Origin of the sequence: Paraburkholderia sp. GAS448, from assembly GCF_050435685.1 — a bacterium.
Lineage (GTDB): Bacteria > Pseudomonadota > Gammaproteobacteria > Burkholderiales > Burkholderiaceae > Paraburkholderia.
In genome coordinates this window covers 81,048-104,048 of the sequence record NZ_JBNDKT010000015.1, presented here as the reverse complement: position 1 = coordinate 104,048, position 23,001 = coordinate 81,048, and the positions used below count along the sequence as shown (strand labels likewise).

Here is a 23,001-nt window from a genome sequence, read left to right as displayed (position 1 = left end):
CTGGTGGGCCGAGCCGGGACGCGCAATCACACGGGCACAACGGGATGAAAGACACTATTCGCGTCATCGTTGCGGACGACCACAGTTGCGTGCGCCGGGGCGTCGGCTGCCTGTTGCAGACGGTGCCGCACCTATCGCTGGTAGGCGAGGCGGCCAGTGCGCAGGCGCTAGCCGACCTGCTCGACAGTCGACCTTGCGACGTGATCGTTTCCGACATCGGCATGCCCGGCACGAACGGCGAGGGCACCGCGGTGTCGTTATTGCGCAGGGTGCTGGGTGGCGGGCGCTATCCATCCGTGGTGGTGCTCACGATGATCCATCACGCGCGCACGCTCATGGGGTTGATGCATCTGGGGGTAACGGCGATAGTCGACAAACGCGACGTTGCAGGTTCACTGACCGAGGCAATTGAATGTGCGTTCTCAGGCACGATCTATCTTTCCGGGCATGCATGCAGGGCCTTGAGTGCACTGGACCGGATGTCGAACGTCAAGGTGGGCGTTCTGAGTGCCCAGGAATGGAAGGTGTTTCAGATGTATGCGCATGGAATGACCATCCGCCAGATTGCGCAGAAACTCGATCGCAGTGGCAAAACCATCAGTACGCAAAAGCGCAGCGCGATGCGCAAGCTCGGGCTCGAAACGGAGATCGAACTCGCTGACTATGCGCGTCAGATCGGCTTGACCTGACTTGCAGTGTCAGGCGTCCTGGAGAGCTCTGGGTAGGTGGGTCAACGAAAACAGGACGATTTAAGAATGTTCCGATTAGCCAGATCAACGTTGCGCCCCATACTTTTGATGTGCACAGTGGCAGGAACCGGTGCGTATAGCTATCTCATTTAATTAGATATGCGAATTACGTGAGTGGTGATATAAACCCCCTGCAAGACTGCGTTGAGCGGCGCTGTGCGTTCATGCCGACATAAATACATGAGGAGGGCAGACGTGCTGAGCCTGGGTAAGCGATTGGCGGCCAAAGCGCTGCGAGCTTGTGCGCCGCTGCGAAGCGAGGTGGGCTGCCGCGAGTCCACAAGACGGGAATTCGCCGGGCAGTTGAAAATCTGGCAAGCAATGGAGAGGGTGCCATACCCGCTTGTCGCGAAGGATCTCGATGGGCGCTACATCGCCGTCAACCGCGCGTACGAGGAATCGACCGGCCTGTCGCGGGAGGCTGTCATCGGGCGAACGAGTCTCGACGTACAGGCGTGGGGCGCATTGAATAGCAGGAAACTTGACCTCGTTACACGGCGGACCCTGGAAAGCGGGCAGTGGCAACAGGTGGAACTGGAGTTCCCGGGGAGCGCGGGAGAAGTTCACCGCGGCGTGTTCTCGTCATGCATGTGCCCCGGGATCGACGGCATGCCGCCGTATATGCTTGGCGCCGTGGTGGATATTTCTGCCGATGTTTCCGCAATATCCACGGAAGTGCTTGTGTGCGATACGGAGCGTCGTCTGTTCGAAATGACCCGGTTTTTGCCTGCCGTGGTGTTTCAGCTGCGCCGCGATCCCGATGGCGCGTATTCATTCCTTTGCATTGGCGGCGACAGGCGAAGCCTGCTGGGTGGCGACTTCGGCGCCCTGAGAAACCCCGGCGTCGATTTCAGCTGGGTGCACGCCGAAGACCTGCCGCTCGTTATGGCAGAGCTCGAACGCTCGGCAGCTTCGGTGGAACCGGCGCACGTCGAATTTCGCGTCGACGGCGGGGCGTCCGGCTCCCGCTGGGTGCGCGCGGAACTGGTACCGCGCAGGGAGCCTGACGGCGTCGTTGTGTGGAGCGGCTATTGCGTCGACGCGAGCGTCGAGCACGCCCGTGCCGAAGAGCTGGCACGGGCGCGCGACTGCGCCGAGGCGGCATCGCGCGCGAAGGACGACTTTCTCGCGATGATGAGTCACGAAATCCGCACACCGATGAACGGCGTACTCGGTTTGCTCGAGGTGCTGGAGCGGACGCCGCTCAATGCGGATCAGGGTGAAATGCTGCGCATGATTCACGAGTCCGCAGGCGCGCTGCTGCAGATTCTCGATGATCTGCTCGACTACTCGAAGATCGAAGCAGGGCGCCTGACGATCGAATCGGAGCCGATCGACGTGCGCGACCTCGTCGATAACGCTGTGGGTTTGCTCGCGGGTCAAGCGCATGAAAAGGGGTTGAAGGTGCGCGTCGATGTCGAACCGGGCATCGCGGCGTCGCTGCGTGGCGACAGCGTTCGGTTGCGTCAGATCCTGTTCAACCTGCTCGGCAATGCGATCAAGTTCACGCCGGCCGGCGAGGTTGACGTGCGCGTGGCGCTCAACGGAGAGAAAGACGCGATCCAGACCGTCACCATCTCCGTCGAGGACACCGGCATCGGCATCGAGCCGCACGTCCAGGCACAGCTTTTCGAGCCCTTCGTGCAGGCGGAGTCATCCACCACGCGGCGCTTTGGCGGCACGGGCCTCGGGCTCACGATCTGCCGCAAGCTGGTCGACCTGATGGGCGGCACCATGGAGTTGCAGAGTCAGCCGGGCGAGGGGACACGCATCGCCATCCAGCTCGCGATGCCTGTCGAGGCGCAGCACCATACCGCTGGCCGGTTGCGTGGCAGCTGTGGCGTCGTCGTGACCGACGACGCGTATGTCGCGCAGGCGCTCGTGCATTTTGGGCAGGCGCTCGGTATCCGGTTGCGCGTCGTTTCGCCGGATGTCCTTCGGCGCGGCCGCCATGCGGCACTTGCCGGCTCGGATCTGATTTTTGTAGCCGACGGGCTGGAGATACCTACCGAGGCCTTGCAGCTCAGCCGCGTGATCCGTCTGACGGAAAAGCCGAAGATGACGGGTTATCGAGTCGTCGACGAGACTGTCCGTTTGAGCGTGAACCCGATTTCCTGGCGAGGCCTCGGTGCTGCTTGTGCTGCCGCACTGAGCGGCCTGCCGGCCATCCCGGTGCGCACGGTGGGCAAGCTTGAATCAGGTCTGGCCGCGCCGGATCGCGAACGCGCAATCGCCAGTGGGCGGCTGGTGCTCGTTGCGGAAGATCACCCTGTCAATCAGGAGCTGATCCGCCATCAACTGGCGCTGCTGGGTTTCGCATGCGACGTGGTGAACGATGGCGTGGAGGCGCTCCTCGCGCTCGGTCGCACGCGCTACGGTTTTCTCATTACGGACTGCCATATGCCGAATCTGTCCGGCTACGAGCTCGCGCGTCAGATTCGTGAGCGGGAAAGCGCGGCTGAACGAGAGCGGCACAATGGGGTGCCCCGTCTTCCGATCCTCGGCATCACGGCGAATACGGCGCCGGAGGAGCTGCGGTTATGCCGCGAAGCCGGCATGGACGATTGCCTCGTGAAGCCGACGCGCCTTGCCACGTTGCGCGACTATCTGGCCCGGTGGTTCGGCGGTGACAATGCGCGGCAGCCGGGCGCGCCTGCCCGTACCGCCGGCCATCCGGCGGCCGGAGCCACGACGGCGTCCACGTCACGCGGTACGTTAGTTGCAGACACCCCCGCATTCGTTCCTGTCGACCTGCGTCATATGGAACGACTCTGGGGCAGCGAGTCGACCGTCAAGGGGCTGCTGGCCGCGTTTGTGCTGGCGGTTCGGGACGATCTGCGCGCGTTGCCGCCACTGCTGGCGGGCGTCGAAAACGGCAACGTAGATGCCCTGAGGGCGTGGCATCACCGGGTCGCGGGTGCGGCGGGCGTGCTGCAGTATCCGCCGCTGATCGAGCTCCTGGAAGCGTACCGTCGCGGCATGAACGACTGGTCCCCCGGGCAGCTGCGCGCCGAGGGGCTATCGCTCGTGGCGAAATGCGAAGCGCTGCTCGACGGCATCGAGGAGCAGTCCGCGCTGATGGCATAGCCAGGCAGCGCGCCCGGCAAAGCGTAAATTTGCTACCCGGCTCGCATATATCGACGATGTGGGTTGCTCGACTCAGCCTCAATAGAGGGAAAAACGCGCAGTGAAAAGAAAAATCAGGACGAAAAAAACGCGGCCGAAGCCGCGTTAAAGGTTTGGAGACATCCTTCGATGAAGGAGTCGCTTCTCGCTAGTAGAAGCGTACATAATCTGCGCGCAAAGATTGAGGTCGAATCGCGCAATTAACTCTTGGCGTATACGCAAGGATACGTGGGCGGTGGGCCGCGAGGCCTTGAGAGGCGACGAACGGCAGCGGGGATTTTGCACTAGTATGTGACTGCTCCACGCGAGCGCTGCTGTCGATGGCTTAACGTGCGTTGCCATACCAAGAGACCAGGAGAACAAAATGATTGCGATTCGTAAGCTGAATCTGGCTGTCGTGCTGTGGGCGCTTGCATCAGGGGCGGCATTCGCGGATACCGTCGCGCTGAAGGCGGATCTGGAGCCTTCGAGCGAAGTGCCGCCGCGGGTGAGTCACGGGCATGGCGATCTGAAAGCAACGTTCGATACGTCGACGAAGTCGCTGCAATGGACCATCACCTATGAGGGCCTGTCGGGTCCGGTGACGATGGCGCATTTTCACGGTCCCGCCCCGGTCGGTCAGAATGCAAAAGTTCAGGTACCGATCGACAAGGGCGCGCTGGCAACCCCGATCAAGGGATCCGCGACGTTGACCGATCAGCAGGTGACGGACCTGATGGCTGGCCAGTGGTATTTCAACATTCATACCGCGGAGAATCCGAGCGGCGAGATTCGCGGTCAGGTTTTGCCAGCAAACTGATCCGACCGGCTAACCGGCCGGAGGATCACGGCGGACTGCCGGACCGGGGAGGCCACCGGATGTTCGACCAGTCGTCGCGACACGGATAAAAAGCCGCCGTTCATCAGTTAAAGGGCAATCGAACGTAACATGACAGATTGGTTACCGTTCGTGGAGGTTGCCCCGATGAGCTGGCAAAGTGCGTTTGCGTGCTGGTTCCTGCGCAGGCAGTTTTATCCGCAGACACTCAGCCCCACGATCAGCGTGGAACATGCCCGCAAGACGACGGCGAAGCGGATCTGGTCGCCTCGCGTGCCGCGCGGCTGGGTGTTGCGCGAGCAATATGGAATCGACGACGCGCCGCTGCGCGGTGAGTGGCTCGAACCCCTCGCCGCCCCGAAGCGGCCGGCGCCCGCGCGGACCATTCTCTATTTCCATGGCGGCGGCTATTACTTCTGTTCGCCGCGCTCTCACCGTTCGCTGGTATTCGAGCTGGCACGGCGCGCCAATGTCCGTACTTTCTCGCTCGATTACCGCCTTGCACCGGAGCACCGCTTTCCCGCGGCACTCGACGACTCGGTTGCCGCATACCGTCAGCTGCTCGCCGCAGGCACGCCCGCTGAATCGATCGTGATCGCGGGGGATTCGGCGGGCGGCGGACTTGCACTGGCCACGCTTGTCGCGTTGCGCGACGCCGGCGATGCCTTGCCCGCAGGTGGCCTGCTGTTCTCGCCGTGGACCGATCTCGCCGCGACCGGCGAGACCATTCGCACCAACGACGGTATCGATCCGATGTTCAGCGGCCCGGCAATCGCCCGCGCCGCCCAGGTCTATCTGGGCGACACGCCCGCCACCCATCCTTACGCATCGCCGCTGTATGCTGGCCTTCACGGTCTGCCGCCGCTTTTCGTGCAGGCGGGAAGCACCGAGGTTCTGCTCGACGATGCGCGCCGCGTGGCGGAGCGGGCGCGTACGGCTGGCGTGTCAGTCGAGTTCGAGATCTGGCCCAACATGCCGCACGCCTGGCAGATCTTTGCGCCATTCATTCCCGAATCCCGCAAGGCACTCGATGGCGCTGCCGCCTTCGTCAATCAGGTTACGGTGCCGTGTGCGTCTCAGCCGTCGAGCGAAACGTCGATTGCCTTATAGGCGGCTTCGACCACGGGCTGCCCGTAGTGGCGCTCGAGCCGGCGCACGGTGAAATGGCCGTGCGCCACCTGCTGGAAATGGTCGATGAAAACGGTATTGACCATCGCGCCCAGCACGGCGCCGATGGCCGGAATCGACTTCGCCGCGATCTGTTCGCTCACCTGCACCGAGAAGCGCGCTGCGATCGCGTTGAGTAGCCGCAGGAGCGCCGCCGAGCCGTGCGCCGTCACGCCCTTTGTGGTGATTTCCGAGGTCGCTTTCGATACCGCCTGAGCCAGTGCGCCGCGCACGATGAAGTAGCCGAGGTCGGCGTCGTCGTCGGCCTTCGACGTGCCGCCCATCCCAAGTACGGTCAGGCACTGCAGTTGCGTATCGACGCTCCACAGGTCCTCGCCTTCGCTGCGCGCGATATCGCAGATCGAACGGAACATCAACGTGGTTGTCACGGGCAACTCGACCGGCAGCGCGAACAGGCCGAACGCGCCACCCGCCGCGCCGGTGGTTGCCACGGCGAACTTGTGCAGCAGGTTGCTCGGCTTGTCCGGCGCAGCGATTGCCTCCCCGCCGTTGTTGCGCCCGAGCGTGCGCAACGCAATCTGCAGGCACTTGCGCAGCGCCGCCTGGGTGGCGTCATTCACCTTCTCGCCGGCGATGGCCGGCATTTTCGCGAGCAGCTTCTCGAGCGGCGCGCCGACGATGCTCGCCAGCTTCATCGTCAACGCCGGGCTTTCGAGTTCGTGTTTCGCGCGGCGCAGCGCCTTTAGATCCTCGGTCGACAGTTCCTGTGCGGCAAGGGGAATGGATTCCATGGAGCTCCATGACTACGGGTCGATCGGCCAATGAATGGGGCGTTTGCGGCGCCGGCTGAGCCAGTTTAGAGCCTTGCTGCGTGGTATGATTCACTATTCGTTGACGCGTCAACCGTTGCACCTGCAAAAAAATGGCCGTTCATACCGCAGCTCACCATTCGAGTGGGCAAGTCTTACCGTTCCGGGAATCGCTGATGGCGATGCTCGGCGTGTCCTTTGTGACGATGCTGGTCGCGCTTGACCAGACTGTCGTCGGCACCGCGCTGCCGACCATTGTCTCCGAACTCAAAGGCTTCGAGCTTTACGCCTGGGTCGCGACGTCCTATCTGCTCACCTCGGTAATCACGGTGCCGATCTTCGGCCGACTCGGCGACTACTACGGTCGAAAGCCGTTTGTGATCGCGTCGATCGTTGTGTTCACCGCGGCTTCCGTGCTGTGCGGCATGGCGAACAACATGCTGTTTCTCGTGCTCGCGCGCGGGCTGCAGGGGGTCGGCGGCGGCATGCTGGTCGGCACCGCGTTCGCGTGCATTCCCGATCTGTTTCCCGATTCTGTGGTTCGTCTGCGCTGGCAGGTGCTGATGAGTTCCGCGTTCGGCATCGCGAATGCCATCGGGCCGTCTCTGGGCGGCTTTCTTACGCAGTACTACGGCTGGCGCTCGGTGTTCTACGTCAATCTGCCGGTCGGCTTGCTGTCGCTGTATTTCGTGTGGCGCTTCCTGCCGCATCTGCGGCACGTCGAACACGAAGGCAAGATGAAGCTCGACTGGCCAGGCGCACTGCTGATCGCGGTGTCGCTCGGCTGTCTGCAACTGTTCGTCGAAAGGCTGCCTAAGCATGGCGTGAGTGCTGCAGCGCTGGGTTTGCTGGGTGTCAGCGTGGCGTCGGCCTGGGCGCTGTGGAACTGGGAGAAACGCTTCCCGCAGCCGATTCTTCCCGTCGACATGTTCCGCAACAAAAGCCTTGCCGCGCTGTTCACGCTGGCCGTGCTCGGCGGGTTCACGATGTTCTCGCTACTGTTCTATGCGCCGCTGCTGTTTCAGGGCGGCTTCGGCATGTCGCCGAAAGAAGCGGGGCTCGTCATTACGCCGCTTGTCGTGTTCATCACGATCGGCAGCATCGCCAATGGCCGGCTCGTGTCGCGGCTGCGCAATCCGAATCTGATGCTGTACATCGGCTTTTCGCTGCTCGCGGTGGCCTGTCTCGGCGTGGTGATTGCGACCCGCTCGATGCCGCGCGGGCTTCTGATGACGTTCATGATCCTCGGCGGTCTCGGTCTCGGTTTCGTCATGCCGAACCTGACCATCTTCGCGCAGCAGACCGCGGGCCGCGAACATCTCGGCATCGCGACCGCGCTGCTGCAATCGCTGCGGATGATCGGGGGGATGATCGGGACGGCGCTCACCGGTACGCTCATCAGCCATATGTACGCGAGCGGCGTGCGCAGCGCGCTCGAGCGCGCTAGCGCGACGCAGTGGTTCGTCGACCTGAGCGACCCGCAGATCCTGATCAATCGCGACGCCCAGTCGACGCTGGTCAGCCAGCTGTCCCACACCGGTCACGACGGCGCACTGCTGCTCGAAGCGGCGCGCGAGGCGCTGGTTGCGTCGATTCACATGGGTCTTGCGCTTGCTGCGGTGGTGGCGGTCGTCTCGGTCTGGCAAAGCCGTCGTGTACCGCCCATCAAGCTGCAGCGCCGGATCGAGCCGGTCGTGCACGCCGACTGACTTTTCGACCTTCGTATCATCGACACATCATGGAAGAACAGGACCGCGTCGCCATCGTTCAGCAGTTCGGCCGCACGTACCGGGCGTTCATGTCGGCGTTCGAGGCGCAGGTCGGTCATCCGATGCCGCGCTGGCGCATTTTGCTGGCTCTGCACGGGCAAAGCGGGGAGGTGTCGCAAAAGCGGCTGGTGGAGCGTCTGCGTGTCGATCCGGGCGCGCTGACACGGCAGCTGAAAACGCTCGAAGGGATGGGATGGATTGCGCGCAGCATGGACGAGCGCGACAACCGCATCACTAACGTCAAGCTGACTGAAGAAGGCCGCACGGCGATCGAGGCGAGCATGCCGCGCCGCAACGCGTTCCTGCACGAGACCATGGCGAGCCTGCCGGATGAGGCACTCGCTGCCCTGTCCAGCGCGTTGACGATGCTCGAAGCGCGCATCGGGGAAGTGGCCGCCTCGCTGCCTGCCGAACTGCCGGCAGGCGTGACACGCTAGAAGAAAACGCCGGGCAGTCCCGGCGTTTTACGTTCAGGTGCGCGATGCGCCAGAAACCGCTTCAGAAGAATGTCTCGATTACTTCGGTGACGCTATACGACGGATCGAGCACCAGCAGCTGGCGCCATTTGTCGAACGTCAGGCACGGATGCGAGATATCGAAAGCGATCATGTCGCCGACCTTCAGGTCCGCGCCGGCGGGGATTCGCAGATACGCGTGCTGATCCATCAAGCCGAAGATTTCCCAGCCTTCACTCGCAGCGATGTCGCGCGGCGCTTCGGTGCCCGGGCGATAGTGTTTTGCCGGTTCCGGCATGCCGGCATCGAAGGCTGAATCGCGCTTGCCGAGACCGATGATCGCGCGGTCCGGTTCGGGAATCGACTGCACGTAGGCCCACAGTTGCAGTGCCGGCAGCAATCCTTCTCCCATTTTCTTCGCGACGGGGTTGCGGGCGAAGATCTCTGTCTGCGCTTTCTTGTAGATGCCGACGTCGTGCGTCAGATAGCAGCCGGGGCGCAGCACGATTTCGATCTCGCCTGCCTTCGTCGCCTTCGCGAATTCTTCCGCGACCACGTCGTACCAGGCCGAGCCCGCGCCTGACAGGATCGCCGGCGTGCGAGCGAAACGGCCCTCGCTTGCGAGCGTGCGCGTGATGTCGACCGCGCCGCGCAGAAATTCGCGGACTTCACCTTCTTCTTTCAACACGCCTTCGTAAAGTTCGACGCCGGCGAGTTTCAACGCCTCGGGATAGCGCGCGATTGCTTCGAGCACCGCATTGCGTTGCGCGTCGTCACGCACGCCGGTGCGGCCGCCCGGCACGCCGAGTTCGAGCAGCACCTGCAACTCCTTGCGCACCGAGCCGAAGAATTCGCCCAGTTGCTCGACGCCTTCCACCGAATCCACGAGACAGAAGAACTCGAACTCCGGGTCGCTCAGCAGTTCGGCGACCATCAGCATATTGCGCCGACCCACCAGCTGGTTTGCCATCAGCACGCGTTTGACACCGCCGTGATAAGCCGCGCGTACCTGATGCGCGGTGGCGAGGGTGATGCCCCAGGCGCCCGTTTCCAGCTGACGGCGGAACAGTTGCGGCGCCATCGTCGTCTTGCCATGCGGCGCGAGTTTGACGCCATATTCCGCGACGAACGCCTGCATCCATTTCAGGTTGTGCTCGATGCGCTCGGCATACAGCACCGCAGCCGGCAGGCTCACGTCTTCATTCAGCAGATTCCACTCAAGGCGTGCGGCGTCCGTCAGCTGGATACTGGCGCCCGGAACCATGCCCAAGCCCTTGCTATAAGGATCAATCGTCGCGCCCTGATAGTTTGTAACTTTCATGTACTTCCGCTCCATCGTCCAGTTAAATCGAATCGAAGTTGACTTTCCTATGTTACAGAAAGTAGGATGTTTGAAGAAATGTTATTTAGTACCATGCTGGCTGCCGGCCCGGTAGTCTTCGGTGGCTTCCAGATCGCTCCTGGCCGTTCCCGGTCTTGCCACGGGACATGCGATATAACGGCACCGTTTGCCGTTCACACAGTTCTTGATGAATTCCACTGCCGAACCGCTCACTTTCGACATCGTCGCCCGCATTGCCGAATGCGCGCCGGAGTTGCGTTCGGCGGAGCGGAAGGTGGCGGCGTTGATCCTCGACGATCTGACCGGCGCGTCGCGCGCGAGCATCGGCGCGCTCGCCCAGCAGGCTGGCGTCAGTATCGCGACGGTCACGCGCTTTGCAAAGGCGGTCGGTTGCCGTGACGTCCGCGAACTGAAGTTGCGTCTTGCCCAGGCCGCCGCCGTCGGGCAGCGCTTCCTCCAACCCGGCAAGCCCGCGGATGCGCCCGAACCGCTCGCCACCCGCGTCTTCGATGAACTGCAGATGGCCCTCGCGCATAACCATCAGTTGCTCTGCCAGGCACCGGTTGCCGGAGCCGCAGCCGTACTGCGCGACGCGCGGATGATCTATGTGTTCGGCATGGGCGGCGGCTCCACCGCGCTCGCGGACGAAATGCGTTTTCGCCTCGTGCGTCTGGGCCGTCCGGTCGCAACCTATCAGGATAGTTTGCTGCAGCGCATGGTGGCGAGCACGGTGTCGCGCGATTGCGTGGTGATCGCGCTGTCGACCACCGGACGCGTGCCGGAGATGGTGGAGAACTGCCGCATCGCGCGCGGCTACGGTGCAACGCTGATTGCACTGACGGCACCCGCTTCGCCCCTCGCGAAGCTGGCCGACTGGGTGATTCCGATCGTCGCCTTCGAAACCGATTTCATCTACAAGCCGTCGTCGTCGCGATACGCGATGATGATGGCGCTCGATGTGCTCGTCACCGAGCTTGCCGTCAGCCAGGGCGACGAGAGTCGCGAACTGCTGCGCCGCATGAAACACGCGCTCGACGCCCACCGTGGTGGCGGCGAACGACAACCGCTAGGAGATTGATCCATGCATTCGCATCCCGAAGCCGCCGATACGCTGATCGTCGGCGCGCAGCTTTACGACGGCACGGGCGCACCGCCGGCCGAGCGCGACGTGGCGGTGCGCGACGGCAAGATCGTCGCGATCGGCAACCTGTCGAACTGGCTGGCCGAAGAGGTGATCGAGGCGAACGGTCGCGCGCTTGCGCCGGGTTTCATCGATGTCCACACGCACGACGACACGCATGTGATCCGCTCGCCGCAAATGCTGCCGAAGATCACCCAGGGCGTGACGACAGTGATCGTCGGCAATTGCGGGATCAGCGCTTCGCCCGTGGCGCTCAAGGGCGATCCACCCGATCCGATGAACCTGCTGGGCGAGCGCGACGCGTTCAGGTATCCGACCTTCGCGGCGTATGTCGAAGCGGTGAACGCGGCGCGGCCGGCGGTGAACGTTGCGGCGCTGATCGGGCATACGGCGCTGCGCAACAACCATATGGACCGGCTGGACCGCGCTGCGACGTCGACGGAAATCGACGGTATGCGCGTGCAGCTTGAAGAGGCGCTGTCGAATGGCGCGCTGGGGCTGAGCAGCGGGCTTGCATACGGCTCGGCGTTTGCGGCGCCGACAGAGGAAGTGATGGCGCTGGCCGAACCGCTGGCTTTGGCCGGTGCGCTATACACGACGCACATGCGCACCGAGTTCGACGCGATTCTCGATGCGATGGACGAGGCTTATCGCGTTGGCCGGCATGCTCGCGTGCCGGTGATCATCTCGCATCTGAAATGCGCGGGGCCGTCGAACTGGGGGCGCAGCGCCGAGGTGCTGGATTCGCTTGAGGGTGCGCGTCGTTTGCAGCCAATCGGTTGCGATTGCTATCCGTACAACCGCAGTTCGTCGACGCTCGACGTGAAGCAGGTGACGGGCGACATCGACATCACGATTACCTGGTCCGAGCCGCATCCGGAAATGGCGGGCAAGCTGGTGAAGGACATCGCGGCAGAGTGGGGCGTGACGCAGCAGGAGGCGGGCAAGCGTCTGCAGCCGGCGGGCGCGGTGTATCACAACATGTCGGAGGACGACGTGCGGCGCATCCTGTCGCACCCGGCGACGATGGTCGGCTCGGATGGCCTGCCGAACGATCCGTTGCCGCATCCGCGCTTGTGGGGTGCGTTTCCGCGCGTGCTTGGGCACTATGCACGCGATGCGGGCCTGATTCCGCTGGAAGAGGCCGTGCGCAAGATGACGGGGTTGTCAGCGCGGCGCTTCGGGCTGACACAGCGCGGCGAAGTGCATGTGGGTTATCACGCCGATCTGGTGCTGTTCGATCCGGCGCGGGTGCGCGATGCAGCGACCTTCGAGAAGCCGCAGCAGGCGGCGGAAGGTATCGATGCGGTGTGGGTGAACGGCGTGTTGTCGTACCGTGACGGGCAGCCGACTGGCGAGCGCGCCGGGCATTTCGTTGCGCGTGGGGCAGCATCGCGAGGCGACGCGCACGGAGCGTTCTGATTTTTCTGCTTTTGTTTTTGTTGACTGTCGTGCGTCGACGGTCTGGGTTGAATTTCGAGGAGTGAACTGATGAAGCGATATGGCGTAGAAGGTGGTAAGGGTACCGGCGGGCAGCATATGCCTTTTGCACGTGCCGTCGAAGCGGATGGCTGGTTGTTTGTGTCCGGTCAGACGCCGATGGAAAACGGCGAAGTGATTAACGGTGGCATTGTTGAGCAATCGCACAAGGCGATTCAGAATGTGTTCGCTATCCTCAAGGAAGCAGGGTATGGGGCGGAGCACGTCGTTCGATGCGGTGTCTGGCTCGATGATCCTCGGGATTTTGCTTCTTTCAATAAGGTTTTTCGGGAGTATTTTGGGGAGAATCCGCCTGCGCGGGCTTGTGTTGTTTCCAGTATGGTGATTGATTGCAAGGTTGAGGTTGATTGCGTGGCGTATAAGGTGCCGGTTGGCAAGGCTTGATTTTGTTTTTTGCCTTTTGCCTTTCCTTGATTTGCTTTTGGTTTATTAGCGTCGCCCCTCTGCGGGGCGGCACCTACTTTTCTTTGTCTTGCCAAAGAAAAGTAGGCAAAAGAAAGGCGCCGAAAACGCGTCTTTTCTCGATGTGTCGCTGACGGGGAATGGCAACCCATGAAGTGTCGCCCTCGCAGAGGATGCGACATTGGTCCGACGCCAGACCGTCCCATGCGCAGTACAGCCCGTGACAAAGGGCTCATTCATCCGACTCCGCGCTGCGCGCGTCGCCGTGCGGCACAGCACCTCCTGCATATCATCCCGCAGCTTTGGCTTTGGCTTTGGCTTTGGCTTTGGCTTTGGCTTTGGCTTTGGCTTTGGCTTTGGCGGTTGCGGTGGCAACGGCAACGGCAACGGCAACGGCAATGGCAATGGCAATGGCAATGGCGCGGCATTCGTCCGCATCGTACGAGGACGGGTGTCGTTATCCTGTCTTCGCTTGTGCGTTGCTGAACGGTGGGAACTGAATGCTTTGCGCGGCGACGACGGATTCAAGCGAAAGAGCTTCATCATTGAAGCCAGCCGCTTCCACCAACGCATAACAATTGACGCGTCCCGCGTACTGCGGCGCTTCACGTACATCGATCGCGCGCTAACCGCTGGGATGCGGACCAGTCCGCGACGCACTCAGTGCGGAGTGGGAGGGATGAGTGCCTTGTCACTGGAGGGGAAGGTACGAGGGATGGTCGTGTGCCGGACCTATATCGCGTCCCTGCGAGGGCGACACTTCATGGGTTGCCGTTCCCCGTCAGTCATACATCGAGAAGAGACAAGTCTTCGGCGCCTTTCTTTTGCCTACTTTTCTTTGGCAAGACAAAGAAAAGTAGGTGCCGCCCCGCATAGGGGCGACGCTAATAAACCAAAAGCAAATCAAGAAAAGGCAAAAAAACAGAACCTTATTGCCGCGCAGTGCGCAAATTATCCGGCATAGGCAAATTAAAGTTAGTCCGAAACGGATTGATATCAAGCCCCCCGCGGCGCGTATACCGCGCATAAACCGCGAGCTTCACAGGCTGACAAGCCTTCAAGACATCGACAAAAATCCGCTCGACACACTGTTCATGAAACCCGGTGTGATTCCGATAGGAAATAATGTACCGCAGCAGTCCTGCATGATCGATCTGCGGCCCGACGTAATGAATCTGCACGCTGCCCCAATCAGGCTGTCCGGTCACCGGGCAATTCGACTTGAGGAGATTGGAGAACAGGGTCTCTTCAACCGGAGCCTCATCGAGCGCGGCGGTCAATAGAGAAGGATCAGGGTGATAAACATCCGTATCGAGATCGAGCCGGTCCAGCGACAATCCGTCGAACTCCTCGAGCGCCAGCTTGCCAAACTCGGCCGGCGGCGCGAGATGCACGGAAACACTCGCCCCACTTGCAGCGGAAACGTCCCGCTTGATGGTCTCCCGCACGACATCGATCGATTCAAACGGAGTCTGCGCGAACGACCCAAGATAAAGCTTGAACGACTTGGACTCGACGATATTCGGTGAATCCGCAGGCACAAAAAAAGTCGCCACGGCAATCTGCGGCTTGCCCCGCGCGTTCAGCCACGAGAGCTCGTAAGCATTCCAGATGTCGGTGCCAAAAAACGGCAGCCGCGCGCCGATGCCGATCGCCTCGCGCGCATGGCTGCGTGCGATCGGAAAGAGCAGAGACGCGTCGTACTGTTCGGTGTAAGCGGCGGGTTTGCCAAGCGGCGATTGTTCGGGTGTCATGATGCGTTCACGATGCCACTCACGACGTGCCCGGTCGCCGTAACGACGCGGGCCGATTCGCAGTGGCGAATGTGGTCGTCGAAGAAAAAGTCCGGTTCGAACTCGCGCAGGAAATCTCCCTTGTCGAGTCCGCCGAGGAACATCGCTTCGTCGATTTCGATGTTCCAGGCCATCAATGTCCTGATCGCCCGCTCGTGCGCCGGTGCCGATCGCGCGGTGACCAGCGCGGTCCGGATGTGCATCGGGGCGGCTTCGTCCGCGAGTTTCTGCAGGCGGTGCAGCGCTTCGAGCAGCGGTTTTAACGGACCGTCGGCAAGCGGCAGATGCTTGTTGTCGGTCTCGTGGCCGACGAATGCCCCCAGGCCTTCCTGCTGAAAAATGCGTTCGGCTTCGTCGGAAAACAGCACGGCGTCGCCGTCGAAGGCAATGCGGATTTCGTCCGGATACTTGCTCGCCATTTTCGCCGATTCCGGCAATACGCGCGCGGCGGGAAATCCGGCCGCCAATGCGTCGCGCACGTCTTCCTGATTGGCGGACAAAAACAGCGCCGCGTTCAGCGGCTTCAGGTAGCTGAACGGCGCACGCCCCCGGGTGAACACGCCGCGCTCGATCGCCAGCCCATGCTCGCGGCAGGAACTGAACGCGCGCAACCCACTGATCGGATCGCTGCGCGACAGGATCACGACTTCCACGCGATGCGCGCCCGCATTCAGCGCGAGCAGCTTGCGGATCAGCGGAAACGCGACGCCCGGGCGCGCCGGCACATTCAGGCGCTCGCGCTGTAAGGCTTCGTATGCCTGCAGGTTGCCCGTTTCATACACGCGGTTTTCTTCCTCGAAGTCGAACAGCGCGCGCGATGAGATCGCCACGACCAGCTTGTCTTCAAGCGAAAAAGCCATAGGTTCGGTCCGGACGCGTCAGGCAAGGAACAGCCGGTAGACCGGATTCGCGCTTTCTTCCCAGTACGGATAGCCGAGTGTCGTGAGAAAGCGGGCGAATTCGCCGTCTTCCGTGCCGGGCACCTGAATGCCGACCAGGATCGAGCTGTAGTCCGCGCCCTGGTTGCGGTAGTGGAACAGGCTGATATTCCAGTCCGGCGCCATCGACGACAGGAACTTCATCAGCGCGCCCGGCCGCTCCGGGAATTCGAAGCGGAACAGCCGCTCGTCGTGCGCGAGCGGCGAACGGCCCCCCACCATGTAGCGGATGTGCTGCTTCGACAGTTCGTCGTTCGTCAGGTCGACGGTGGCGAAGCCGTGCGCCTCGAACGCCTTCGCGATCTCCGCCGGTTCGCCGCGATTGCGGATCTGTACGCCCACAAAGATGTGCGCCGAACGCGCATCGGCGATCCGGTAGTTGAATTCGGTGACGCTGCGCGTGCCGACCACATCGCAGAAGCGCCTGAAGCTGCCGCGCTCCTCGGGGATCGTCACGGCGAACACCGCTTCGCGGGCCTCGCCCACTTCGGCACGCTCGGCGACAAAGCGCATCCGGTCGAAATTCATGTTCGCGCCCGAGGTGACCGCGATCAGCGTCTGGTTTTCGATGCCTTCGCGTTCCGTGTACTGCTTGGCGCCCGCCACCGCCAGCGCGCCCGCCGGTTCGAGCACGCTGCGGGTGTCCTGGAAGACGTCCTTGATCGCGGCACACAGGGCGTCGGTATTCACCAGCAGCACTTCGTCGAGATACGCGCGGCACAGCCGGAAGGTTTCCTCGCCGACCAGTTTCACCGCGGTGCCGTCCGAAAAGAGGCCCACCTCGTTCAGCGCGATGCGCTCCCCGGCTTTCAGCGACTGCGCCATCGCGCAGGAATCCTCGGTCTGCACGCCGATCACCCTGATCTCGGGCCGCACCGCCTTGACGTAAGCGGCCACGCCCGCCGCGAAGCCACCACCGCCGATCGGCACGAAGATCGCGTGGATCGGGCCCTGATGCTGGCTCAGGATTTCCATCGCCACGGTGCCCTGGCCGGCGATCACGTACGGATCGTCGAACGGGTGGACGAAGGTGAGGCCGCGTTCCTCCTGAAGCTTCACGGCATGCGCGTAGGCGTCGCTATACGATTCGCCGGCCTGCACGACTTCGACCGTCGGCCCGCCGTGGGCGCGCACCGCGTCGACCTTCACCTGCGGCGTCGTCACCGGCACCACGATGATCGCCTTCACGCCAAGCCGTGCCGCCGACAGCGCCACGCCCTGCGCATGGTTGCCCGCCGAGGCGGTGATCACGCCACGCTCGAGCGCGTCGGCCGGCAGATTCACCATCTTGTTGTAGGCGCCGCGCAGCTTGAACGAGAAAACCGGCTGATTGTCCTCGCGCTTCAGGTACACCGGATTGCGTAGCCGCGCCGACAGATTCGGTGCATGTTCGAGCTCCGTCTCGCGGGCCACGTCATAGACGCGGGCGGTCAGGGTTTTCTTCAGATAGTCGTGGGAGGCCATGCGGGGGACGCGCGAAGCGCTTTGCGGGACGGAAAGCGTTAATGATAGCGCCAACCGCCTTCGCTCTGGCCGCAGCCATACCTGTGCAGCGCCTTTGCGCGGCCTTTGCCTGTTCGTTTGGCCGACCGTCCGGTTGGCTTTCGCGTGTACGAAATGGATGGTCCGTACCGGTGTTTTATCCGTCGGGACGGCGGTTGCAGCGCGATCCGACCTCCGGCGCGCACCCGGATCATGCGTTAGAATCCCATTTTGGAACAAGGATCGGAAGATGCACTGGCAGCCCCGGATCGCCCATTTGATGCCCGCACCGCGTGAGTCCCGTCCCGCGGCGCAGCGGCACGTCCGGCATGCACGATCGTGTAGCTGCTGAGCGCCGCGAGGCAGTCGATGTGTGTCGTCCGTCGTTCGTGCTTCGCTCACCAGAAAAAATTTCCAGAATTGCGCCCCACGCGCACCGTCGGCAGGCGTCTCACCTTTGAGCGCGCTTCGCTGACCCACCGAGTCGTCCAAACATGAACGCACCTCAAGTCTTCGATCCGCACGGCGCCGCCGCCGCGGTGGCCCTCGATCTCGAACCGCGCCTGCGCGAAATTCCCTATAACTACACGTCATTTTCCGATCGCGAAATCGTCATCCGCCTGCTCGGTGACGAAGCGTGGGCCGCGCTGGCCGAACTGCGCGCCGAGCGCCGCACCGGCCGCTCGGCACGGATGCTGTATGAAGTGCTCGGCGATATCTGGGTCGTGCGCCGCAATCCGTACCTGCAGGACGACCTGCTCGACAATCCGAAGCGCCGCGCGCTGCTGATCGAGGCACTCAACCACCGTCTGGCGGAGATCGAGAAGCGCCGCCGCGCCGATCTCGTCGCGCATGGCGACGAAGCCGGCGTGGACCGGGCGGCGCGAGTCGAGACGCTGGTCGCCGCGGCGCGCCGCGCGGTTGCGGATTTCGCCAGCGAGTTCGACAAGACCGCTGACCTGCGCCGTCGCGCGACCAAAGTGCTGGGCCGCCGGACACAAAAGGACAACATCCGCTTCGATGGGCTGTCGCGTGTCTCGCATGTGACCGATGCGACCGACTGGCGTGTCGAGTACCCGTTCGTCGTGCTGACACCCGATACCGAGGCTGAGATCGCCGGCCTGATCAAGGCCTGCTTCGAACTCGGACTGACGGTGATTCCGCGCGGAGGCGGCACGGGCTATACGGGCGGTGCTGTGCCGCTCACGCCGTTCTCGGCCGTCATCAACACCGAAAAGCTCGAACAGCTCGGCGCGGTCGAACTCACGGAACTGCCGGGCGTCCCGCACAAGGTGGCGACGATTTTCTCGGGCGCGGGCGTTGTGACGCGGCGCGTGACGGAAGCCGCCGAACAGGCCGGCTATGTGTTCGCGGTCGACCCGACCTCGCTCGACGCATCGTGCATCGGCGGTAACGTCGCGATGAATGCAGGCGGCAAGAAGGCCGTGCTGTGGGGCACTGCGCTCGACAATCTCGCCTGGTGGCGCATGGTCGACCCGGAAGGGAATTGGCTCGAAGTCACGCGCCTCGACCACAACATGGGCAAGATTCACGACATTCCGGTCGCGCGCTTCGAACTGAAGTGGTTCGACGGCGAGTACGCGCCGGGCGAAAAGCTCCTGCGCACGGAATGGCTCGACATCGAGGGCAAGCGCTTCCGCAAGGAAGGCCTCGGCAAGGACGTCACGGATAAATTCCTGGCCGGCCTGCCCGGTATCCAGAAGGAAGGCTGCGACGGGCTCATCACGTCCGCGCGCTGGGTGCTGCACAAAATGCCGGCGCACACACGTACCGTTTGTCTCGAATTTTTCGGCCAGGCGCGCGATGCGATTCCGAGCATCGTCGAAATCAAGGACTACCTGTTCGAAACGTCGAAGCAGGGCGGCGCGATTCTCGCGGGCCTCGAACACCTCGACGAGCGCTATCTGCGCGCGGTCGGCTACGCGACCAAGTCGAAGCGCAATGCGTTTCCGAAGATGGTGCTGATCGGCGACATCGTCGGTAACGATGCGGATGCGGTTGCGCACGCGACGTCCGAAGTCGTGCGCATGGCCAACGGCAAGAGCGGCGAAGGCTTCGTTGCCGTCAGCGCCGAGGCGCGCAAGCGCTTCTGGCTCGACCGCAGCCGCACCGCTGCGATCGCGAAGCATACCAACGCGTTCAAGATCAACGAAGACGTCGTCATTCCGCTCAACCGGATGGGCGAGTACACGGACGGCATCGAGCGCATCAACATCGAGCTGTCGATCAAGAACAAGCTGCAGTTGATCGACGCGCTCGAAGTGTTCTTCAAGGGCGGCAAACTGCCGCTTGGCAAGAGCGACGACGCAAATGAAATCCCGAGCGCGGAACTCCTCGAAGATCGCGTGCAGCAGGCGCTCGATCTGCTGAAAAACGTGCGCGCGCGCTGGGAATTCCTGCGCGACAAGCTGGATCTGTCGCTGCGCGAGGCGCAGCATTACCTGGTCCAGCTCGGCTACGAGGCGCTCGCGGAGAAATTCGCGGACCGCGTCGATGCGCAGCCGGAAGCGACGGTTTTCCACGTGACGCAGGACCGTACGGTGCGGGTGTCGTGGAAGCAGGAGATTCGCGCCGAGCTTCGGCAGATCTTCAACGGCGGCGAATTCAAGCCGATCCTCGACGAGGCGCAGGCGATCCACAAGCAGGTGCTGCGCGGCCGCGTGTTCGTCGCGTTGCACATGCACGCGGGCGACGGCAATGTTCACACGAACATCCCCGTCAACTCCGACAACTACGAGATGCTGCAGGACGCCCACACGGCGGTGGCGCGCATCATGAAGCTCGCGCGTTCGCTCGACGGGGTGATTTCCGGCGAGCACGGCATCGGCATCACGAAGCTCGAGTTCCTGACCGAAGAAGAGATCGCTGAATTCCGTGCGTACAAGCAGCGCGTCGATCCGCAAGGGCGCTTCAATGCGGGCAAGCTGCTCGCGGGCGCCGATCTGCGCAACGCGTACACGCCGAGCTTTGGGCTGATGGGCTACGAATCGCTCATCATGCAGCAGTCCGATATCGGCGCAATTGCAGATTCGGTGAAAGACTGTCTGCGCTGCGGCAAGTGCAAGCCGGTGTGCGCCACGCACGTGCCGCGCGCGAACCTGCTGTACAGCCCGCGCAACAAGATTCTCGCCACGTCGCTGCTGGTCGAGGCGTTCCTGTACGAAGAGCAGACGCGCCGCGGTGTATCGATCAAGCACTGGGACGAATTCAACGATGTCGCCGACCACTGCACGGTCTGTCACAAGTGCGTGACGCCGTGTCCGGTGCAGATCGACTTCGGCGATGTCACGATGAACATGCGCAACCTGCTGCGCAAGATGGGCAAGAAGAAGTTCAATCCGGGCAACGCGGCCGGCATGTTCTTCCTCAATGCGACCAATCCGCAGACCATCAATCTCGCGCGCACCGCGATGATGGGCGTGGGCTACAAGGCGCAGCGCCTCGGCAATGACCTGCTGAAGAAGTTCGCGAAGAAGCAGACGGCCCACCCGCCCGCGACCACCGGCAAGCCGCCAGTGGTCGAGCAGGTGATCCACTTCATGAACAAGAAGATGCCGGGCAACCTGCCGAAGAAGACGGCGCGCGCGCTGCTCGACATCGAAGACAACAAGATCGTGCCGATCATCCGCAACCCGAAGACGACCACGTCCGATTCGGAAGCGGTGTTCTACTTCCCGGGCTGCGGCTCGGAGCGTCTCTTCTCTCAGGTCGGCCTCGCGACACAGGCGATGCTATGGGAGGCAGGCGTGCAGACCGTGCTGCCGCCGGGCTATCTGTGCTGTGGTTATCCGCAGCGCGGCTCGGGGCAATTCGACAAGGCCGAGAAGATCGTTACGGATAACCGCGTGCTGTTCCATCGCGTGGCGAACACGCTGAATTACCTCGACATCAAGACGGTCGTGGTGTCGTGCGGCACGTGTTACGACCAGCTCGCCGGCTACGAATTCGAGAAGATTTTCCCGGGCTGCCGGATCATCGACATCCACGAATTCCTGCTCGAGAAGGGCATGAAGCTGGAAGGCGTGAGCGGGACGCGCTACATGTATCACGACCCCTGCCACACGCCGATCAAGACGATGGACCCGGTGAAGCTCGTCAACGAGCTGATGGGCGCGGAGCACGATGGCTACCGGATCGAGAAGAACGATCGCTGCTGTGGCGAATCGGGCACGCTCGCGGTGACGCGTCCGGACATTTCGACCCAGGTCCGCTTCCGCAAGGAAGAGGAGATACGTAAGGGCGCAGCGAAGCTGCGCGGTATTCCGCTCGTTGCAGAGGCCGGCGCGAATGCCATCGATCCGGCGAATGCGTCTGCGGGTGCCGCCGGTGCGCCCAATGGCCAGGCGACGAAGGCGGGCGATGGTCCCCGGCCCAATGGCGCGGGCGGCGCGAACGGCGCACCGGACATCAAGATCCTGACGAGCTGCCCATCCTGCCTGCAAGGCCTGTCGCGCTACAACGAAGACGCGGGCACCGAAGCCGATTACATCGTCGTCGAAATGGCGCGTCACGTGCTGGGCGAGGACTGGATGGCCGATTACGTCCAGCGTGCGAACAATGGCGGAATCGAGCGCGTGCTGGTTTAATGGCACGGCTGACGTATCCATTCGGGGATGATGATGGGTTGTGTATTTTGCCGTGAGGATGGCGGTGATGTGCTCTGGCAGGACGACACTCTGCGTGTCGTCCTCGCCGACGAACACGATTACCCAGGCTTTTGCCGGGTGATCTGGAACGCGCACGTCGCCGAGTTTTCGGATCTCACCGCGGGCGAGCGCGACCGCGTGATGCGGGTCGTGTACGCGGTGGAGCGAGCGATGCGGCGCGTGATGCAACCGGTCAAGGTGAATCTCGCGAGTCTTGGCAACCAGGTGCCGCACGTGCATTGGCACGTGATTCCGCGTTTTTCCAACGACGCCCATTTCCCGCTGCCGATCTGGGCACCCCGTCAACGCACGGTGTCCGAGGCGCTGCTGTCTTCGCGCCGCGCGCAGGCAACGCTACTGCGTGAAGCAGTGCGCAACGAAATAGAACAGGCTTTGGCCTGAGGTCATCATGAGCGGACTTACCCCCGAGACGCCGGTTCCGACCGGCGTCGTCGTCCACGCGAAGTCGCGCGTGCTTGAACTTCAATACGCCGACGGCAACAGTTACCGTGTGCCGTTCGAATTGCTGCGCGTCTATTCGCCATCGGCCGAAGTGCGCGGGCACGGTCCAGGGCAGGAAACGCTGCAGACCGGCAAGCGGGAGGTGACGGTCGTGTCGCTGGAAGGCGTGGGTAACTACGCGCTGCAGCCGACCTTCTCTGATGGCCATTCGACCGGCCTTTACTCCTGGGATCTGCTGTACGACATCGCCACCCGTCAGGATGAACTCTGGCGCGAGTATCTCGACAAACTTAAGGCGGCAGGCGTCGACCGCGACGCGCCGATGCCCGCCTCCGGCGCGGCGCACGGCCACGGGCACGGCCATTGCCACTGAATCTGCATTCCACTGGTACGATGCGGCCCTGACTGCCGCGACATTGCG

General features: G+C 62.7%; 17 protein-coding genes and 2 pseudogenes. 14 read left to right on the top strand and 5 right to left on the bottom strand.

Annotated elements, in window-relative coordinates:
- Positions 1-44 precede the first annotated feature (44 nt).
- The 4 genes and pseudogenes from P3T23_RS25600 to P3T23_RS25585 all read left to right on the top strand — a co-directional run bounded on the left by P3T23_RS25600 (position 45) and on the right by P3T23_RS25585 (position 5,802).
- Complete coding sequence (locus P3T23_RS25600; protein WP_429318906.1) at positions 45-689, top strand: LuxR C-terminal-related transcriptional regulator; 645 nt, start codon at positions 45-47, stop codon at positions 687-689.
- Positions 690-980: 291 nt separating this feature from the next.
- A pseudogene (locus P3T23_RS25595) lies at positions 981-3,836 on the top strand (ATP-binding protein); the annotation flags it as partial.
- A gap of 403 nt (positions 3,837-4,239) precedes the next feature.
- Positions 4,240-4,674 carry a CHRD domain-containing protein gene (locus P3T23_RS25590; protein WP_429318905.1) on the top strand — a complete coding sequence of 145 codons (435 nt, stop codon included), beginning with the start codon at positions 4,240-4,242 and terminating at the stop codon, positions 4,672-4,674.
- Between the two features lie 165 nt (positions 4,675-4,839).
- The gene (locus P3T23_RS25585) at positions 4,840-5,802 is read left to right on the top strand and encodes an alpha/beta hydrolase (protein WP_429318904.1); all 963 of its coding nucleotides are present in this window, start codon (positions 4,840-4,842) and stop codon (positions 5,800-5,802) included.
- Here the strand turns inward: P3T23_RS25585 and P3T23_RS25580 are convergent.
- Entirely contained in the window at positions 5,769-6,611 is an 843-nt protein-coding gene (locus tag P3T23_RS25580) for an EcsC family protein (RefSeq protein ID WP_429318903.1), read from the bottom strand. The genes P3T23_RS25585 and P3T23_RS25580 overlap by 34 nt on opposite strands.
- Positions 6,612-6,742: 131 nt before the next feature.
- Here P3T23_RS25580 and P3T23_RS25575 point away from each other — a divergent pair, with 131 nt between their 5' ends.
- Both P3T23_RS25575 and P3T23_RS25570 read left to right on the top strand, forming a co-directional pair.
- Complete coding sequence (locus P3T23_RS25575; protein ID WP_429318902.1) at positions 6,743-8,338, top strand: MDR family MFS transporter; 1,596 nt, start codon at positions 6,743-6,745, stop codon at positions 8,336-8,338.
- 29 nt (positions 8,339-8,367) lie between these two features.
- Entirely contained in the window at positions 8,368-8,835 is a 468-nt protein-coding gene (locus tag P3T23_RS25570) for a MarR family winged helix-turn-helix transcriptional regulator (protein WP_429318901.1), read from the top strand.
- 61 nt (positions 8,836-8,896) lie between these two features.
- Here P3T23_RS25570 and P3T23_RS25565 read toward each other — a convergent pair whose 3' ends face one another.
- Complete coding sequence (locus P3T23_RS25565) at positions 8,897-10,174, bottom strand: amino acid deaminase (protein WP_429318900.1); 1,278 nt, start codon at positions 10,172-10,174, stop codon at positions 8,897-8,899.
- Positions 10,175-10,382: 208 nt separating this feature from the next.
- Here P3T23_RS25565 and P3T23_RS25560 point away from each other — a divergent pair, with 208 nt between their 5' ends.
- From P3T23_RS25560 to P3T23_RS25540, 5 genes and pseudogenes are all read left to right on the top strand, one after another.
- Positions 10,383-11,273 carry a MurR/RpiR family transcriptional regulator gene (locus P3T23_RS25560; RefSeq protein ID WP_429318899.1) on the top strand — a complete coding sequence of 297 codons (891 nt, stop codon included), beginning with the start codon at positions 10,383-10,385 and terminating at the stop codon, positions 11,271-11,273.
- Positions 11,274-11,276: 3 nt separating this feature from the next.
- Positions 11,277-12,758: an N-acyl-D-amino-acid deacylase family protein gene (locus P3T23_RS25555; RefSeq protein WP_429318898.1), complete on the top strand. Its 1,482-nt coding sequence runs from the start codon at positions 11,277-11,279 to the stop codon at positions 12,756-12,758.
- 69 nt (positions 12,759-12,827) lie between these two features.
- Entirely contained in the window at positions 12,828-13,220 is a 393-nt protein-coding gene (locus tag P3T23_RS25550) for a RidA family protein (RefSeq protein WP_429318897.1), read from the top strand.
- 49 nt (positions 13,221-13,269) lie between these two features.
- A pseudogene (locus tag P3T23_RS25545) lies at positions 13,270-13,341 on the top strand (ion transporter); the annotation flags it as partial.
- Between the two features lie 162 nt (positions 13,342-13,503).
- Complete coding sequence (locus tag P3T23_RS25540; RefSeq protein ID WP_429318896.1) at positions 13,504-14,202, top strand: hypothetical protein; 699 nt, start codon at positions 13,504-13,506, stop codon at positions 14,200-14,202.
- Here P3T23_RS25540 and queF read toward each other — a convergent pair.
- From queF to ilvA, 3 genes are read right to left on the bottom strand one after another with little or no spacing between them, the layout of a single operon-like run.
- Positions 14,168-14,992 carry an NADPH-dependent 7-cyano-7-deazaguanine reductase QueF gene (queF, locus tag P3T23_RS25535; protein WP_429318895.1) on the bottom strand — a complete coding sequence of 275 codons (825 nt, stop codon included), beginning with the start codon at positions 14,990-14,992 and terminating at the stop codon, positions 14,168-14,170. The genes P3T23_RS25540 and queF overlap by 35 nt on opposite strands.
- Entirely contained in the window at positions 14,989-15,891 is a 903-nt protein-coding gene (locus tag P3T23_RS25530; protein WP_429318894.1) for a 5'-nucleotidase, read from the bottom strand. Before P3T23_RS25530 ends, queF begins: the two co-directional genes overlap by 4 nt.
- Before the next feature lie 18 nt (positions 15,892-15,909).
- Positions 15,910-17,433: a threonine ammonia-lyase, biosynthetic gene (ilvA, locus tag P3T23_RS25525; protein ID WP_429318893.1), complete on the bottom strand. Its 1,524-nt coding sequence runs from the start codon at positions 17,431-17,433 to the stop codon at positions 15,910-15,912.
- A 512-nt stretch (positions 17,434-17,945) separates the two neighbouring features.
- Here ilvA and P3T23_RS25520 point away from each other — a divergent pair.
- From P3T23_RS25520 to P3T23_RS25510, 3 genes are read left to right on the top strand one after another with little or no spacing between them, the layout of a single operon-like run.
- Positions 17,946-22,058 carry a DUF3683 domain-containing protein gene (locus P3T23_RS25520; protein WP_429318892.1) on the top strand — a complete coding sequence of 1,371 codons (4,113 nt, stop codon included), beginning with the start codon at positions 17,946-17,948 and terminating at the stop codon, positions 22,056-22,058.
- Between the two features lie 33 nt (positions 22,059-22,091).
- The gene (locus tag P3T23_RS25515; protein ID WP_429318891.1) at positions 22,092-22,520 is read left to right on the top strand and encodes an HIT family protein; all 429 of its coding nucleotides are present in this window, start codon (positions 22,092-22,094) and stop codon (positions 22,518-22,520) included.
- Between the two features lie 7 nt (positions 22,521-22,527).
- Positions 22,528-22,953, top strand: coding sequence for a gamma-butyrobetaine hydroxylase-like domain-containing protein (locus P3T23_RS25510; protein ID WP_429318890.1), 426 nt, complete (start codon positions 22,528-22,530; stop codon positions 22,951-22,953).
- Positions 22,954-23,001 lie beyond the last annotated feature (48 nt).